This window comes from Sorangiineae bacterium MSr11954 (assembly GCA_037157815.1).
In the GTDB taxonomy this organism is placed as follows: Bacteria; Myxococcota_A; Polyangia; order Polyangiales; family Polyangiaceae; genus Pendulispora; species Pendulispora albinea.
Genome location: CP089984.1, coordinates 6,898,884 through 6,915,498 on the forward strand (window position 1 = coordinate 6,898,884; position 16,615 = coordinate 6,915,498).

The 16,615-nt window shown below is 66.8% G+C and carries 16 protein-coding genes; 12 read left to right on the plus strand and 4 right to left on the minus strand.

The window, feature by feature from the left end:
- Positions 1–47: 47 nt before the first annotated feature.
- A complete protein-coding gene (gene recN / locus LZC94_26645) occupies positions 48–1,760 on the minus strand; it encodes a DNA repair protein RecN (protein ID WXB11431.1) in 1,713 nt (570 codons plus the stop codon).
- 202 nt (positions 1,761–1,962) lie between these two features.
- Between recN and LZC94_26650 the strand changes: the two genes are divergently transcribed.
- The 3 genes from LZC94_26650 to LZC94_26660 all read left to right on the plus strand — a co-directional run bounded on the left by LZC94_26650 (position 1,963) and on the right by LZC94_26660 (position 5,139).
- On the plus strand, positions 1,963–2,718 hold the full coding sequence (locus tag LZC94_26650; GenBank protein WXB11432.1) for a Fic family protein: 756 nt from the start codon (positions 1,963–1,965) through the stop codon (positions 2,716–2,718).
- A gap of 102 nt (positions 2,719–2,820) precedes the next feature.
- Positions 2,821–4,644, plus strand: coding sequence for a hypothetical protein (locus LZC94_26655; protein WXB11433.1), 1,824 nt, complete (start codon positions 2,821–2,823; stop codon positions 4,642–4,644).
- Between the two features lie 111 nt (positions 4,645–4,755).
- Entirely contained in the window at positions 4,756–5,139 is a 384-nt protein-coding gene (locus LZC94_26660) for a TerB family tellurite resistance protein (GenBank protein WXB11434.1), read from the plus strand.
- A 91-nt stretch (positions 5,140–5,230) separates the two neighbouring features.
- Here the strand turns inward: LZC94_26660 and LZC94_26665 are convergent, their stop codons facing one another.
- Entirely contained in the window at positions 5,231–5,602 is a 372-nt protein-coding gene (locus tag LZC94_26665; GenBank protein WXB11435.1) for a response regulator, read from the minus strand.
- A 40-nt stretch (positions 5,603–5,642) separates the two neighbouring features.
- On the minus strand, positions 5,643–7,187 hold the full coding sequence (locus LZC94_26670; GenBank protein ID WXB11436.1) for a hypothetical protein: 1,545 nt from the start codon (positions 7,185–7,187) through the stop codon (positions 5,643–5,645).
- Positions 7,188–7,214: 27 nt separating this feature from the next.
- On the opposite strand from LZC94_26670, the gene LZC94_26675 reads away from it, so the two are divergent.
- The gene (locus tag LZC94_26675) at positions 7,215–7,541 is read left to right on the plus strand and encodes a hypothetical protein (protein ID WXB11437.1); all 327 of its coding nucleotides are present in this window, start codon (positions 7,215–7,217) and stop codon (positions 7,539–7,541) included.
- Positions 7,542–7,624: 83 nt separating this feature from the next.
- Here LZC94_26675 and LZC94_26680 read toward each other — a convergent pair whose 3' ends face one another.
- On the minus strand, positions 7,625–8,869 hold the full coding sequence (locus LZC94_26680) for a hypothetical protein (GenBank protein ID WXB11438.1): 1,245 nt from the start codon (positions 8,867–8,869) through the stop codon (positions 7,625–7,627).
- A gap of 175 nt (positions 8,870–9,044) precedes the next feature.
- On the opposite strand from LZC94_26680, the gene LZC94_26685 reads away from it, so the two are divergent.
- The 8 genes from LZC94_26685 to LZC94_26720 all read left to right on the plus strand — a co-directional run bounded on the left by LZC94_26685 (position 9,045) and on the right by LZC94_26720 (position 16,477).
- Positions 9,045–9,455 carry a hypothetical protein gene (locus LZC94_26685; GenBank protein WXB11439.1) on the plus strand — a complete coding sequence of 137 codons (411 nt, stop codon included), beginning with the start codon at positions 9,045–9,047 and terminating at the stop codon, positions 9,453–9,455.
- Between the two features lie 14 nt (positions 9,456–9,469).
- A complete protein-coding gene (locus tag LZC94_26690; GenBank protein WXB11440.1) occupies positions 9,470–9,964 on the plus strand; it encodes a 3-dehydroquinate dehydratase in 495 nt (164 codons plus the stop codon).
- Entirely contained in the window at positions 9,961–10,443 is a 483-nt protein-coding gene (accB, locus tag LZC94_26695) for an acetyl-CoA carboxylase biotin carboxyl carrier protein (GenBank protein ID WXB11441.1), read from the plus strand. Before LZC94_26690 ends, accB begins: the two co-directional genes overlap by 4 nt.
- A gap of 8 nt (positions 10,444–10,451) precedes the next feature.
- The gene (gene accC, locus LZC94_26700) at positions 10,452–11,795 is read left to right on the plus strand and encodes an acetyl-CoA carboxylase biotin carboxylase subunit (protein WXB11442.1); all 1,344 of its coding nucleotides are present in this window, start codon (positions 10,452–10,454) and stop codon (positions 11,793–11,795) included.
- A 60-nt stretch (positions 11,796–11,855) separates the two neighbouring features.
- Entirely contained in the window at positions 11,856–12,662 is an 807-nt protein-coding gene (locus LZC94_26705) for a hypothetical protein (protein WXB11443.1), read from the plus strand.
- A 128-nt stretch (positions 12,663–12,790) separates the two neighbouring features.
- Positions 12,791–14,221 carry a TolC family protein gene (locus tag LZC94_26710; GenBank protein WXB11444.1) on the plus strand — a complete coding sequence of 477 codons (1,431 nt, stop codon included), beginning with the start codon at positions 12,791–12,793 and terminating at the stop codon, positions 14,219–14,221.
- A 335-nt stretch (positions 14,222–14,556) separates the two neighbouring features.
- Entirely contained in the window at positions 14,557–15,393 is an 837-nt protein-coding gene (locus tag LZC94_26715; GenBank protein WXB11445.1) for a hypothetical protein, read from the plus strand.
- 364 nt (positions 15,394–15,757) lie between these two features.
- Complete coding sequence (locus LZC94_26720) at positions 15,758–16,477, plus strand: glycosyltransferase family 2 protein (protein WXB11446.1); 720 nt, start codon at positions 15,758–15,760, stop codon at positions 16,475–16,477.
- The last annotated feature ends 138 nt before the right edge of the window (positions 16,478–16,615 follow it).

Here is a 16,615-nt window from a genome sequence, read left to right on the forward strand (position 1 = left end):
TGCTAGCGCCCCTAGCGCCCTGGCGGTTTCCTCTTCTTCTCCGCCTACTACTTCCGCCCCGCAAGCATCTCTTCGGCCGCCCTCCGCGCCGCATCGCCGACCTTCACGCCGCCGATCATGCGCGCCACCTCTTCGATCCGCTCCTTCTCGCTGAGCGGGCGCACGGTGGTGAGCGTTCGCCCCCGCACCTCGCTCTTGCCGACGACATGGTGCCCGTCGGCCAGCGCCGCGATCTGCGGGAGGTGCGTGATGCACAGGACCTGGCGGTGCCGCGCCACGTCGGCGATCGAACGGCCGATGACCTCGGCGATGGCGCCGCCCACCCCCGCGTCGACCTCGTCGAAGACGTAGAGGCCCGCGGGCCCTTTTTCGGCGAGCACGCGCTTCAAGGCGAGCAGCGCGCGCGAGAGCTCGCCGCCGCTGGCGATGCGCCGCATCGGGCGGGGCTCTTCGCCTTTGTTGGGCGCGATGAGAAACTCCACGCGATCGATGCCGGTGCGCGTTAGGCGGGCGCCATCGATCTGCAAGCTGGTGTCGACGACCCCGTTGGGGGCGGTGGGCGCGACCTCGACGACCACGCGCGCGCGCCCCATGCCCAGCTGCGCGAGCTCCCGGCCCACGGCGTCGGCCAGCTTTTCAGCGGCTTGACGGCGCCTTTGCGAGAGCGTCCGCGCGCGGGCGCCCACCTTGCCGAGGCGCTGATCGCGGTCTCGCTCGAGCTCCGCCGCGCGAACGGTCGAGCCCTCGAGGCTCTCGAGCTCGTGGCGAAGGGAGTCGCGGTGCACCAAGAGCTCGGAGGTGGTGGGGCCGTACTTCCTCAAGAGCTTCTGTAAGCGAAAGAGGCGGTCCTCGATCTCGCTCAGCCGCTGCGGGTTGAGATCGACGCCCTCGGCATAGCGGGCGAGCGCGCGCGCCGCGTCGGAGAGCTCCGAGCGGGCCGATTCGATTTGACGCGCGAGCGGCGCCAAGGAGCCATCGAGGGACGCCGCGCTATCGACGTCGGCGGCGAGGCGACCCAGCTCGTCGCAGATGGCCCCCTCCCCTTCGTAGAGACGTTCGGCGGCGGCGCTCGTGGCCTGCGTCAGGCGCTCCGCGTGGCGCAGCCGAGCGCGCTCTTGCTCGAGCAACGTTTCTTCGCCCGGCTCCGGGCCCAGCTCGTCGAGCTCGCGCAGCTGAAAGGCGACGAAGTCCTCCCGCTCGGCGCGTCCGCGCTCCGACTCGCGCACCGCCTCCAGCGACTTGACCACCGACGCCAGCGCGTCGACCTCTTCGGCCAAGGTGTCGCGCAGCGCATCCAACTTGCCGAAGGCATCGAGGTACTCGACGTGGGTGGTCGGATCGGTCAGGCTCACGCTCTCGTGCTGCGACGCAATGTCGCAAAGGTCGGGCGCGAGCTCCGCCAGCTGCGCCGCCGTTCCGAGTCGACCGTTGAGGTAGGCGCGCGTCCGCAAGCTCCCACCACCCGCCGCCTTGGAGGACGCTTCGCCCCCGTCCGCCTGCAAAACGCGGCGGATCACCAAAGCGACACCGCTTCCACCCGTCGCATCGAAGGGGATCCCCGCAGCCTCCAGCTTCGCCAGCACCCGCGACCCCGCCGGGATCTCGAAGAGCGCCTCCACCTCCGCCTCCCGCGCACCGGCACGGACGAGGTCGGCGCGGGCTCGGCCCCCCAATACCAAGGACAGGGCGTCGATGATCATCGACTTCCCGGCCCCCGTCTCACCGGTCAAAACGTTGAAGCCCCCACGAAGCTCTAGCACTAGATTTTCGATAAGAACGAGGTTTCGAATCTGGAGTTGAACCAACATTGGGGCAATCCTTGACCTCTCTTGTACCGTCCGACTAGCCTGTAATGGCTTTCAAACCCGCCTCAGCCGCTGGCGCCGGCCGGCCATGCCCACGAAAAATACAGCCAAGAAAAAACTGCTCGCGCCCCCTCCCGAACCCCCCAAGGTGGTCTCGGTGGAAGAACGCACGCATCTGCTAGAGGGGCGCCTCCAGAAGGCGGACGCGGACTTCCAGCTGGCCTACCGGGAAAATCTCGACATGTCGTGGATCTATCACGACAGCGCGATCGAAGGGGTGGTCTACACCTTTCAAGAGCTGAAGACGGCCATCGACCCGAACGCGTCGGTCACGGCCGACTCGGGCATGCAGCCGGTCTGTGAAGAGATCCGGCGGCACCGCGAGGCGCTCCATTTCATCCGCGACTATGCCGTGCGGCGCAGGCTGCCCATCACGGTCGACGTCGTGAAGAAAATCTATGTCACCCTTCACCCCGAGGAAGGGGACGTGAAGACGGTGCGTTATCGGAAGGATATTCCGCAGCACCGGCTCTACTTCCACGAGTACGCGCCGCCCGACAAGATCACCTACAAAGTTCGACAGATCATCGACTGGGTGAACGATCCGGAGACGCGCCGCACCCGCACGGGTGTGCGCGTGGCGGCGCGCGCCCACTACGATCTTTTGCGCGTCTTTCCCTTTCCGATGGACAGCGGAAAAGTCGCGCGACTGTTCATGAACTTGCTCCTGCTGAGGAGCGGCTATCCCCCTTCGATCGTTCACTCGACCGAGCGCCAGCGTTATTACGAAGCGCTCAAAGGGTCGAGCACGACGATGACGGCCATCGTTCAAGAAGCCATCGAAAACAACCTTGCTTCGGTGGAAAAACTGCTCGATGGCTACGAGAGTCGAAACGTTCGTCCGACGGGTTGATCGGGCTCGCTTCGTCCCGTTATAGTGTCGAGCTTTGTACGTTCGCTCTCGTTCGTGTTGGTTCGTTTGTCCTAGGTTTTAGGTCGCTGTAAGGATGTGCACATGAGCGGTCCGCTCGAATCCTCGATCACCCTAGAGGAGGTGTTCGCGGTCGTGAGCGCGAAGCGTGTACCGCTCGCTCCCGAGCTGGCGGGTTATCTCGTGCTCGAGATTGCCGAGGGCGCTGGCCTGGTCGCGGGGGAAGTCGATCCGCGGCAGGTCTACATCGGCGACGAAGGAACCGTGGCCATCGTTCGTCAAAAGCGGGCCGAGGCCAACGGGGACACCGAGGAGTCGATTCGCCTTTTGCTGCAGCGTTTGCTCGAGGCGAGCGGCTCGCTCACCCCTGCCCTCGACACAGCCGCCAAGCGCGCACCGGGCAGCGGGGTGGCCTCACTCGCCCAGGAGCTGGAGCTGGCGCTCATCCCCGTAAACCGTGCCGCCGGACGGCGCGCGCTCGCACGCCTTGCGCGTGAGGTGAAGCGGGTGACCTTGGGCGTGGGCCGCAATGCGTCCGTTTCGCCGGAGTCGCGCGGCCTGCGCGGCTCGAATCCCTCGCACCCTTCGCTCGGTCGAGCATCGGACGCCGATCGCCCCAGCGCCCCCAGCGTGCGAGGCCGGCGCCGGGCGCGCTCGCGCGACGAGGTCGATAGCCTTCTCTCCGCCTTCGAGGTGGAGGCCCCCGCGCCGCGCTCCGATTCGATCGTGGCGCTCGATCTCAAAGAAATTGCAGGCATTGTCGGGCTGACCCCTACCCCGCCGCCCGCGCCGGGATACCGCGAGGGCGTCGCGCCCTCCACGCGCACCCCAGCGCATGCGTTCCCGTCCAGCTCCCGCGAGGCCGCGAGCAGCGGGCCTTTGAGCTACCGCGACGCCGCCTCCGAGCGCGGATCCGTGCCGCTGGCAGCGCCCAGCTCGCCCCATTCGCTCGGAGCTCCGTCTAGCTCGGTCAGCTTGGGCAATTTGGGCAGCTCGGGCAACTCAGGCAACTCCATATTGGCCAGCGCGCCCATGTCGGCCAGCGCGCCCATGTCGGCGAGCGGACCGATGTCGGCGATGTCGCCCGCGTCCACCGGATCGCCCCTGTCGCGGCCCGTTTCGAGCGGATCGTCGATTCTGCGGCGCCCTGGCTTGGAAGCCCCTGGGCTGCGCGATCCGGGCGCGGGCGGCGGCACATCGAAGCTGGGGCGCGGCAGCAACGTGTGGCTGGTGATCGGGCTACTGGTCGTTCTGATCGCGGGCGCGGCGATCCTCACGTGGATTTTGCGTCCGGGCTCGTCGCGGTCCCCGAGCTTGGTGCCGGCGGAGCGGGCTTCGGCGGCGCCGGCGCCCAGCGCTTCCGCGCCGCGCAAGACGTGCAAGGCGACCTTGGTCATCACCGACGCACCGCCCAACGCGGAAATGTTGGTGCGCGCCGGGCCGGCGCCGCTCGACGTGGGGCGCATGCCGGTGGGCGCGCGCCTGGAGTTCGTGGCCACGGCCGAAGGCTATGCGCCCAAGCGTGCGGTCGTGCCCGCGCGCGCCACATGGGACACGAGCTCCGGGAAACCGCGTTATGAATTGAGCGTCGACCTCGAACGATCGCGCGTCAAGCCGGGCGCGGTCGATCCGTGGCCGCCGGGCGAGCCGGGGAGCGAAGTCGGCGGTCACGGCGCACCCGGCACCGTGCACGTGACCGCGAACCCGCGCGGCGCGGAAATTTGGCTGCTCACGGGGCTCGGGCCGGAGGCTTCGATCGATCAGCTCGCGTGCGATACCGACGTGGATATTCTCGTTGCGGGGCCTTCGACGTTTCGAAAGCGTTTGCACATCGGCCAAGGTGAGTTCACCGAGGTGGCCGCGCCGGCCGGCGAGCTTGCACGAAAGGCGCGCATCCGTGCGAAGTAAAGGGTGCTATAGGCAGATGACGAGGGTGTAGCTCCCGGGAGGGTACGTGGCCGCCTTCAACCGAGGCTGGCGCTCGCGCGACGCAACCGTGAGCATCGAAGGAGTAAGGGGATGCACGAGGAAGATCTGGCCATCATCAAAGCATTGGTTCCCGTGGCGTGGGCCGACGATGTCTTCGCCGAGAAGGAAGAGGCCACGCTCGAAGCGCTGCTCGTCGCCTTCAATGCGACCGACGAGGAACGAAAGCTGATTCGCGAGTACGCGAAGGAAAAGAAGACGCTCGACGACATCGAGCTCCAAGATCTCTCCGCCGACGACCGCCGAATCCTCCTCCAGCACGCCGTGCTCCTCTCCTTCGTCGACGGCGAACAAGGCGAGGAAGAGCGCCAGTTCCTGGACGCGCTGGTGGTGAAGCTGAAGCTCCCACCGGAGGAGGCCAACGAGCTCATGGCCTTCGCCGCCGAACGCGCGAAGAAACAACTTGAGCAACTGTAGTAGCTGAGCCGAACGAGGCTCGCACCTCATCTCACCCTGCCTGGTTGACCTGGTTGACCTGGTTACCTGGCGAGGCGGCGCCGCGCGGCATTCAGGCGCTGCGCGTCTGGAAGCTCTCGATCTCCTTGAGCAAGGCCATCGGGCTAAACGGCTTCGTGTAATACGCGCTGGCGCCGGTTTCGAGGGCGCGTTGTTTCGATTCGCTATCGTCGAGCGCGCTAATGACGACCACGGGCACCGCGGTGGTTCGCGGATCGGCGCGGAGTCTTCGGCAGACTTCGAAGCCGTCGTAGGAGCCCGATAGGTGCAGGTCGAGCAAAATGAGCTCGGGCTCCGTCGTAAAGGCCAGCTCGAGCGCGCGAGGCCCCGATGCGGCGGTTTCCACGTGGTGACCGCGCCCTTTGACGAGCGCTTCGATCATTTTGCTGACCGAGTCCGAGTCTTCGACGATGAGGATGCGCATCGAATTTTTGGCGATTATCGCCCGAGTTGCGCGTCGCGCGCTAGCGGGTGCGTGCAAAAGTGACGACAACGCGCAGCCCGCCGGCTTCCGCGTCCGCCAACTCCATCGACAGCCCCAGCCAGTTTGCGACCTCGTTGGCCACGTAAAGCGGCACGCTCGTCCCCCGGCCATGAGTCCCCGGCTCGATGTCGAGCCCCACCAAGGCGCGCCGGGCGGAAGCGGGCAGCGGTGTTCCGGCGTCGTCCACAGTGAGCCGCGCCGCCCCCGGCTCATCGCCGTCCCCTCGCATCGAAATGGAGACGGTGGCCCCGCGCGGCGATGAAGCGATCGCCTGCCCCACGAGCTCCCGCACCAGCACCGCGAGGGCCCGCGGCGCCGTGCGCACGGGGATCTCCTCGCCGCGACCGCGCTCGGAGAGGGGCGCGCGATCGCTGTCGTCGCGTCCTCGCTCGCGCGATGCCGGGGGCAAGACCCCCTCGACGCGCGCGTTCACCTGCAGCACCACACCGTACCGATCCGCGCGCCCTGCGAGCCCTGCCACCACCGTGCGGACGGTCTCCACCAAGTCGACGTCGACCTGCGGCTCCTCCGGATCGAGCTCGCCCAAATGGGCCAGCGCGCCCACGAAATCCTGCGCGCGGGCCAGGGCGCGGCGCACCATTTCCCAGCGCTCCTCGGGGCTCTCGCCCAAGGACAGCGGCGGCGGGCTCGACTGCCCCACCGATGGCGACGATGGACGCGGCTGGCGAACGGGCAGCTGCCGCGCCGCCGGCGAAAGGATCGAGCGCAGCTCCGCCGCGACCCCGGCGGAGAACTTGCTCAACGCGGCCAGACGCTCCGCGGCCGGGTGCGACGCGTGCGGCGGAGGCACCGTGGAAGGTGCGGTCACGACCGCCTCGTGCGTGTACACCTGCGCCAGCTCGCGCGCGTACGCTTCGCCTTGTTTGCGCGCCTCGTCGAGCTCTTTTCGCAGGGCCTCGCGCTCGTTGCGCTCCGACACTCCATCGGCGGGGAGGCTCAGCACCTCGGCCCCACCCTCGAGCTCGTACCGGCCGCCGTAGCGGATGGCCATGCGGCTCATCCATGCGCGCTCGGTATCGGCGGTGACCGAGCTATCGGGTCCCAGGACCACGGCCACGCGCACGTCGTCCTCTTCGCGCCGGATGGTGATGGCCGAGCCGGCACCCGTCCCCTGCCCCACCAACACATGGAGCATGCGGCGGATTTCGCCCTCGTCGGCGAACACCTCGGTGCCGCTCCCGGGCTCGATCGAGACGCGCGCGTCGGGCGCGACCTCCCAGATGAGCGCGGCCAAATCGATGCGCCCGCGGCGCCCGCGCACCCCCATGGGCCGCGCGTGCAGCGATGAAAGCATCTTCATCGCGTCGTCGAGCGCGTTGAGGGTCGCGTCCAACGTAGCGGGTTCATGGCTGCTGCTGGATCCGGGCGCGCCCGGATCAGCCATCGGGGGTGGGACGTTGGTTTTGAGCACCTGCACGCCGACGCGCAGCCGCTCGGCCGCGCCTACGGCTTCTTGGGTGAGCAGCCAGCCGAGCTCCTGACGCGTAAGCCGTGCTTTCGACATTTCCAGCCCTCATCGTAGCATTGGCACATGGTTCGTGAAGAGCGCGCAGTTGCTACATCCTACGATGGCGGCTCGGATACGTTTCGTTTGGTGTGCGAAACGGGTGAGATCAGCCAACGCTTCCAGGCCAACGTCGATTTGCTGCTCGACGCGAGCGGCTTTCTGGTCGGCATCGATCTCGGAGGCGAAGGGTTCGAACGGCTGGTGGTGATGCTCGGCCCCCACGAAAAAGTTGCGACCCAACGGCCTTCTCCGGCCGAGATCGTGCGGGGCCAACGAGGGGAGCTCCTCTACGTGGCGTTCGCGAACGCACGGTCGGCAGCGCGCGGCCACGAGAAAAGTCCGTACGCGTAACGTTCGTGCGGCGAGCGTTCACCGAATCGTCACCGATGCGCGCCGCCGGCTCGACGTGGCCGGCATCCATCCGCAGGCACGCCTCACCGATGCACGAACACGTCATCGGTGGGCAGCGCGCGCGGCACGGTGACGCGGACCGGGCGCTTGAAGGCGCGCGGATCGCCTATTTTCCCCGTCGCGACGGCATAGGCGAGCGTCTCCGCCGACACGACCACACCGCCGCGCGGAAGGTCGCCCGTCGATAGGCTCAGGCCCGCTCCCGCCGGAGGAGGATAAAGTGCGCCGCTGGCGACACGCGGATCGGGCTCCACCAGGCGTGCGCCGGTCGCGATCAGATCGGCCAGGGCCCCGGCCTCCGCGAGCACCTCGAGCATCTGCCGCGATGGAACGGCGAGCAGAAAATCGAAGCCCTTCGGCACCCGCTTCGATTTGAGCAATGTGGCGACCACGAAGAGCTCGCGCAGGGTCACCCCGCTGCCGCCGCCCAGCAAGACCTGCGACACCGGCTTGCCCGCCAGATCGCGCACCGGGTGAATGGAGGAGACGAGGTCCGTCTCGTCCGACTCCGCGGTCATGACCAGCGGGTCGACGCCGCCCAAATCGAGCGACACCACCTCCTCGAACGGCGCGCCCCCGTCGGGGACCAAGCTGCGGTGCGCCTTCGAGCGCCGCTCGTCGCGCAAAAAGACCTCCGTGCGCTCGTCGCTGGGAAAAAGCGCGGCCCACGCGCCAACGCGCGGCGCCATGGCGCAGAGGATCGCGCGCTCGGACACCGAGAGGAACCGCGCGCCCGGCCCGCCGAATTCGAGGACGACGGGCGCATGGCACGCGGCACAGACCCGCTTCACCACGGCGGCGAGATCGCGGCGGATCCACTCGAAGGCCACATCGCGCACCCCGACGAACGGCCGAAGGCGCCCCGTCAGCTGCACGTGGATGCTGCGCGGCGACGGCATCTTGACGCGCCCTTTTGCGAGCGCCTGCCCCAGCATCGCCGTGGGCACCACCACGGTGAGCATCCCGATGCCCCCCAGGGCCGCGAGCCGCGGCTCGTCGGTCACGGCCAAGCGCGCGGGCGATGCAAATCGCTCCAGGTGCACGGGCGCGGCAAACCCGGCGCCCGGCCGCACCAAGGTGATACCGTGCGAGAGGCAATCGGCGCCAAGGGAGGGCGGCGACTGGGGATCGCGCACACAAATGGTGTCGTAGGCGACGGCAAGCTCCGGGGTCGCCTTTTTCAGCCCCGCGGCGAGGCCCTCGGCCAGGGCCGCGCGCGGATCGCGGGCCAGCACGACTTGGTCGGCTTTTACCTCGATGGACGTCACCGCCGACCTGGACCGGCTGGGGCCAGATCGAGAGGCGGACGGATCCGCGGAGCGTCCGGCCAGAATTTTCTCGGCCATGGTGCGGGGGGGATCCCCTGCTTTCGAACGCATGAGAATGTGAGCTCGGCCGAAAAGGTGGCCCGCGAAGAGCCAACGTTAGTCCGGCCGTCTTTCAATGGTCAAGGTTACGCAATTGACCGGCATGCGCCGTCCCTTTTACCTTGGGCGCATGTTCAAAGAAGCGCTGCGTGACATCGTGGAGCAGACGGACGGGGGCATCGCGGGCATCCTGATGGACTCGAGCGGCATCGCGGTCGAGAGCTACACCAAGGATGGTTCCCCGCTCGACATCAACACCGTCGGCATCGAGTTCGGCGTGGTCCTCGGGCAGATCAAGCGCGCGGCCGAGATGGTCGAGGCAGGTTCGACCCACGAGGTCTCCGTGGGGACGGACAAAATGATCACCGTCATCCGCTTGCTCGGTGACACGTACTTCCTGGCCCTGGCCATCGCCCCCAACGGCAACTTCGGCAAGGGGCGCTATTTGATGCGCGCCGCGGCCCCCAAGCTCCTGGCGGAGCTCTGAGCGCGAGCCCCCGCGTGAGCCGCGTCCCCGCCGCCCGTACCCGTCCCCTTCGCATCCTGTCGATCTCGGGCCCGAACCTCCAGCTCCTGGGCACGCGCGAACCCGAAATTTACGGGACGGAGACCCTCGCCGACATCCACGATCGCCTCGCGGTGCGCGCGCGCGAGCTCGGTTGCGAGTTCAGCGGCCGCCAGACGAACCACGAAGGCGAAATCGTCACGTGGATCGGTGAATCGCGCGGTCACATCGACGGACTTCTGCTGAACCCCGGAGCTTACACGCACACGTCCATCGCCATCTACGACGCGCTGCGCGCCACCGGGATCCCGTGCGTGGAGGTTCACTTGTCGAACCCCGACGCACGCGAAGCCTTCCGCCGGCGCTCCCGGGTTGCCCCGGCTTGCCTCGGTCGAGTCGCGGGTTTTGGTGGAGAAAGCTACCTCCTAGCGCTCGCAGGCCTGGTCACGTCGCTGAAAATATGGTCCAACGACGGCGGGAGGTCGAAGTGACTGTGGACATCGATAAACTCCGTGAGCTGCTCGACGTACTAAAAGAAAAAGACATCGCGGAGTTCGAGCACGAAGACGAAAAGGTCCGTCTACGCATCGTGCGCGGCACCGTCGTATCACCCTCGGCGTACGTGCCGGCCTTAGCCCATGCCGCCCCGCCGCCCATCGCCACGGCAGCTGCAGCATCTGGCGCGGTTTCAGCGCGCGCGGAGGCCGCGAGCGGCGAGCCACCGAGCGACACGGTGGACATCACGAGCCCCTTCGTGGGCACCTTCTACCGCTCCCCGAGCCCGGAGGCCCCTGCCTTCGTGGAGAAGGGCTCCGTCGTTCGCCCCGGGCAGACCCTCTGCATCGTGGAGGCCATGAAGCTCATGAACGAGATCGAGGCCGACTGCTCGGGCACGGTGGTCGAAATCTTCGTGCAGAGCGGTAAAGCCGTCGAGTTCGGACAAAAGCTTTTCCGCATCCAGAAGGCCTGAGCACCCCGATGTTCAAGCGCATTCTCATCGCCAACCGCGGCGAAATCGCCATTCGCGTCATGCGTGCGTGCCGCGAGCTCGGCATCGAGACGGTGGCCGTCTACTCCGAGGCCGACGCCCGCGCGCTCCACGTCCGCTTCGCCGACCGCGCGGTGTGCATCGGCCCCGCGCCGGCGACCAAGAGCTATTTGCATATCCCGGCCATCATCAGCGCGGCCGAGATCACGGCGGCCGAGGCCATCCACCCCGGCTACGGCTTCCTCTCGGAGAACGCGGAGTTCGCGCGCCTTTGCAAAAAGTGCGGCGTGACCTTCATCGGCCCCTCCCCCGAGGCCATGCGGGCCTGGGGCGACAAAGTCACCGCGCGCTCCAACGCGCTGCGCTTCGGTCTCCCGCTGCTCCAAGGCAGCGAAGTCCTGCGCGACGCCAAGCACGCCATCAGCGAAGCCCACCGCATCGGCTTCCCCGTGATCATCAAGGCCTCGGGCGGCGGCGGCGGTCGCGGCATGCGCATCGTCCGCAGCGAGTCGGAGGTCGAGAGCGCCTTCGCCAGCGCCCGCCACGAAGCCGAAACCGGCTTCAAGAACCCCGACGTCTACCTCGAAAAATTCGTCGAGCGCCCGCGCCACATCGAGTTCCAAGTCCTCGCCGACCAACACGGCGGCGTCTGGACCCTCGGCGAACGCGAGTGCTCGATGCAACGCCGCCACCAGAAGGTCATCGAAGAGGCCCCGAGCCCCGCCATGACCCCCGAAAAGCGCCACGCCGTGGGCGAGGTCATCCGCCGCGCCATCCTGGAAACCGGCTACCGCTCCCTCGGCACCCTCGAGTTCATCATGGACGAAACGGGCGAGCTCTCGTTCCTCGAGATGAACACCCGGGTCCAAGTCGAGCACCCGGTGACCGAAGCCGTCACGGGCCTCGATCTCGTGCAGCTCCAGATCCGCGCGGCTGCGGGTGAGAAGCTGGACCTGCCGGACACGCGGCCGTGGAACATGCGCGGTCACTCCATCGAGTGCCGCATCAACGCGGAAGATCCGCGCACCTTCGCGCCGTGGCCGGGCTTGATCACGGAGTACTACTCGCCGGGCGGCCATGGGGTGCGCGTGGACTCGGGCGTGTACGGCGGCTGGCGGGTGCCGGCTCATTACGACTCGCTCCTGGCGAAGCTGATCGTGCACGCGCCGACCCGCGCGGAGGCGATTGCGCGCATGCGGCGGGCGTTGGACGAGTTCATCGTCGGTGGCATCCGGACGAACATCGAGCTGCACAAGAGGCTGCTCGAGGATCGGGAGATGCTCGAAGGGACGATGACGACCCGGACGATTGAGCGATTGTTGTCCGAGGGGTGAAGCGAATCCCGGGGGGCGGCTCCGCGCAACTTCGTCGCGCGCGGGGCCGAATTGAAGTGCATGAGATACATTCACGGAAGTGGCGCTCGTGCGCTCGCCGGGCTGGCCGCACTTGCAGCATTGGGTCTTGGGGTGGCTTGTTCGTCGGGCTCGGAAGCTCCGTCGGAGCTCGATGACCATGCCGGGGAGCGCGGCTCCGTCTCGAGCGCGCTCGTCACGGGCAGTGCCCTCGATGGCGGCGATCCTGAAGGAGGACTTCCCCCACCGAAAACGTCGCGGTTCGATGTGACCCCCGCGGAGCGCGACGCAACGGGCTGGGGTTTTGCCGACGTGACCACCGTTTCGTGGGCGCGTGCCAGCCGCATGGCCCATAACTACTGCGCGAGCCACGGGTTTGCGAGCGGTCATCCGACGGGTTTCCAAGCGCCCAACGGTGCCGTGGGTGTCACCTGCTTTCCCAACGACGCGCCCGTTCTCGTCGTGAACCAGCAGGACCTTCGGAACACGAACTGCCCGATCGACCCGAGCGCCCCCACGGACATCAACGTCATCGGGTGGACCCAGGGAGGATGCTTGGCGCATCGTCTTTGCATCGCGCGAAACTACGAGACGGGGCTCTTCACCGGGCACCAAACCGCGCCAGGCGCCTCGTACTCCGTCGTTTGCTTGAAAGACGAGTACGCCCTGCAAGGCGACACGCCCGTCTCCTGGGCTTCTGGAGGCCCAGACGGCTTCCGCAACATCGATACCGTACCGTGGCACCAAGCCACGAGACAGGCCGCCTGGGTTTGCGGAACTTCCAGATATGGTGGCTTTTACAACGGCGAGCACAACGACCAATATCTTGGCCTGATCTGCTACCGCTAAGCCCTCACCCAGCACGACCACCGGCCCGTGACGGCGCCCGCGCAATCCCGCAAGTCTCCGCGCCCCCTCCCCTCCCTGCACAACCGGCTACGCACCCGCGCCGCCTCGTACTATGGTGGGCGACGTCCATGGGTCGTTTCCGCACACGCTTCCTCGCAGCTTTCTTGGGCCTCTCGGCGCTCGCCCCGCTGGCGAACGCCGGGCCTTCGGATGCCGCGAACGAAAGCGTGGTCAAGGTCGCAGCGCCCAGCCAAGCGGCCAAACAGCGCACGTACACGCTGGCCGAGTGCTTGGCGCTGGCCGACCGGAATCATCCGAATCTTTGGGCAGCGCGCGCAAAGGTCGCGGGTTACCACGCGCTGCTCGACGAGGCTCGGTGGACACCGTTCTCGCAGTGGAGCATCGACGCTTCTCTCAGCTCCATCGCAGACCTGCGGGGCGCAGCGCCGTACTCGGATGCGACCGCGGACGACGTGAATACGACCTTCAAGGACGGCTTCAACCCATGGTTTCGCATGGGTCTCCGCGGCGCCATTCCCCTCTATACGTTCGGCAAGATCGAGTCGATCGCCCGCGCCGCGCGGGGACAAATCCGTTACGGCGAGTGGGACAGCGAGAAGGCCCGCCAAGAGACGCGGATGGCGGTACGAAAAGCGTTCTACAGCGTCATGGCCGCGCGCGATACGCGGGAACATCTCATCGACGTCCTCGGCAAGGTCGACAAGTCGCTCGACAGCATCAACGCCAAGCGCGCCAAGGGTGATCCGAGCGTCGAGCCCGAGGATGGCCTGCGCATCGAGTTCTACCGCGATCAGCTGCGGCTGCGCGCAAGCGAACCGGATGTGCCCGAGGCCTCCAACATGGCCGCGCTGCGGTTCATGACGGGGGTCGCGACCAACTTCGATATTCCAAACGAGCACCTGGCCCGCCCCGACACCACCTTGGGCCCCATCGTCAGCTACCTCTCGGCCGCGCGCCTCTTTCGTCCGGAGATCAACCAAGCGAGGGCCGGCATCGTGGGGCGCGTGGGTCAGCTCGACTTCGCGCGCGCCAAGCTTTTCCCCGACGTCGGGATCGGGGTCGGCACGGGGTTCACCGTCGCCCCGAGCGCGATCACGCAAAACGGGTGGGCACCGAACCCCTACAACAGCAACGGCATCGGGCCCGGGTTCGCCATGGCCGCGCGCTGGAGCATGGATTTCCTGCCTGCGCAGGCCCGAATCGAAGCGGCCGAATCGGCGCTCGAGGAGGTTCGGTCGCTCTTGCGTTTTGCCCTCGGCGGCGTGGCCGTCGAGGTCGAGCAAACCTACGCCGCCGCCGCAGAAGCGCAGCAACGCGAGGCAAGGTGGCAGCACGCCGAAGAGGTCACCCGAAAGTGGCTGACGAAGGTGCAAGACGGGGTCGATCTCGGCGCCACGGATCGCCGTTTCATCATGGATCCCCTGAGGATGTACTTGGACGCGCGCCTCAGTCACATCATCGCGTTGAAGGAGTACAACATCGCGCTCGCGGATCTGGCGCGGGCCAGTGGGTGGGATCGCACCGCTCCGAGCAAGTGAGCCTTGCGTCATGAATCGCGCACCGGAGCGGCATGGCCGTTGCGGTTCGCCGCGCCGACGTGCCTCCGCGACCTCGTCGCACCCTGGTGCTTTTCGGTTTTTTCGCCGGAGTCGTCTACCTCGGATGGCTCTGCGAACCAAGGACCGTCGGCGACGGTAGAGAGTACTCCGCACAACTTCAAGCGCTCTACGACCACGGTGCGCCCGATATGAGGGATACCGCTCGGGCAAGTTGGATAGGCGCGGATCATGAGATACGCATCGTTCGAGATCGCAGCGCAAAAGACGACTGAAGCAGAGACAAACCATTAATTTCACGCGACTACACCCCTCGATTGGCCGATCTGGATCCCATGAAGAACCTCCGTCTTTGCCACGCGCTCGTCGCGCCGATGGGTACCGTCTTCATCGCGCTCGTCCTCTACTCGGGCTGCTCCAGCTCGGACAGCATGCCGGGGCCGCGCACCAACGATGCGGGGGATGATCCCATTCTGATTCCGCCTCCCGGCGGAAGGGACCTCGACGCTAGTATGGATGCGGATTCAGGTCCGGACACGACGAAGATGACCTCGTTCATCACGACCACCCTGGAGCGCGATGCAACCGGCCACGGATTTAGCGATGTGCGCACGGTTTCGTGGGCGCATGCCAGCCGGATGGCTCACACCTTTTGCACATCGCGCGGCTTTGCCAGCGGTCACCCGACCGGCTTCGAGGACCTCGACCGTGCGCTCGTCCCCGTCGTTTGTTTTCCGAATGACTCGTACGTGTTTGACGCGAATCAGCAGCAGCTGAAAGACACACAATGTCCCATCGATCCCAATGCCCCCACCGACATCAACACGATCCGGTGGGCCCTCGGAGGGTGCCTCGCCTTTCGGCTTTGCATCGATCGAGGTTACGTTTCCGGCGCTTTCACGGGACATCCGTCGTCGTCGAGCGGCTCCTACCAAGTCGTGTGTCTGAAGGAGACCGCCGCGAAAAGCTATCAAGCGGCTGCTAGCGAGGTCTCCCAGGATCCCGACGGCTTCACCAACGCGGACACCGTCGAATGGTGGCTAGCCACGAAGAAAGCCGCCGCGCTCTGCAAAGCTCGAGGGCATTCCCTCCAGAGCGGCTATTTCAATGGTGAGCACAACGCCACCAGCCTAAGTTTAGCCTGCTACCTCTAGATCGAGTCTCGGCCGAGACTGGCGATATCCCGCGAGAACACCATACATTTCAGTTTCTCGACATCGCGAATTTCGAGCGGGTCGGCTGCGCCAATCGGCGCAAAGTTCGACCGACAGAGTGTGGACCTCCTCCCAGGCTACATGCGTATGGGGCCACAAGGTAACCACACTTCAACTCCGTCCCTTTCGGGCTTCCAGTCCTTTACGGGAGCGGAGTGCTCCGCAATGCGAAGCGCGCGCGCCAACGGCTTACGGATCGACTCTGGGGCCATGATGCCCGGTGCGCACCGGCCCACTCCCTGAAGCCGAGAACCTCCCTCCGGCAATTGCTGCGCGGCGGACGCGTGTTCTAGGATTCCTGCGCATGGATCTCTCGATCATCGTGCCGTGCTTCGATGAACAGGAGAACATCGGCGCGCTGGCGGAGCGGGTCGGCGCCGTGCTGCGCGATCTACCGCTCGCCCGGGTCGAGCTCGTGCTCGTCGACGACGGCTCGCGCGATGGCACATGGTCCGAGATCGAGCGCGTGCGCGGCGCTCACCCCTTCGTCACCGCGGCTCGCCACGACGGCAATCGCGGACTGGCCGCCGCATGGCGCACCGGCCTGGACCGAGCGCGCGGCCGCCTCGTATGCATCCTCGATGCGGACCTCCAATATCGCCCCGAGGACCTACCGCGCCTCTACGAAGCGCTCGGCGCGAGCGGCTGCGACATCGTTCAGGGCTGGCGTTCGCGTGCCGCGCGGAAGATCGATAGCCGATTCGTGATCTCCCGCGGCTTGAATACGCTGCTGAATACGCTGTTCGGGATGCACCTCGAGGACAACAAGTCGGGGTTCATCCTGTGCCGGCGCGAGGTGCTGGAAGACCTGCTCGCGTACCGCGGCCACTACCGATACTGGCAGATTTTCCTCCTGGTGGCGGCGCACGCCAAGGGCTATCGCGTCCACGAAGTGGAGACCCGGTTCGAGGAGCGGCGCGCGGGCCGATCGTTCCTCTCGGCGTTTCCCGTCAAGGTGATCCTGCATGCGCTGGTCGATATCGGCCGGGCAATCATCGAATACCGGCCGCGCGGGTCCGCATGAGCGCCCCCTGGAAGCGAAACCGCGGCGAACGCCTGCTCTACGACGCCACCGACGAGCACGTGGCGCTGGTATGCCGCACCCTCGGGATCGCTCCCCCGCTCTGGCGGGACGTCCTCGACGCATACTGCGCGAAATGGC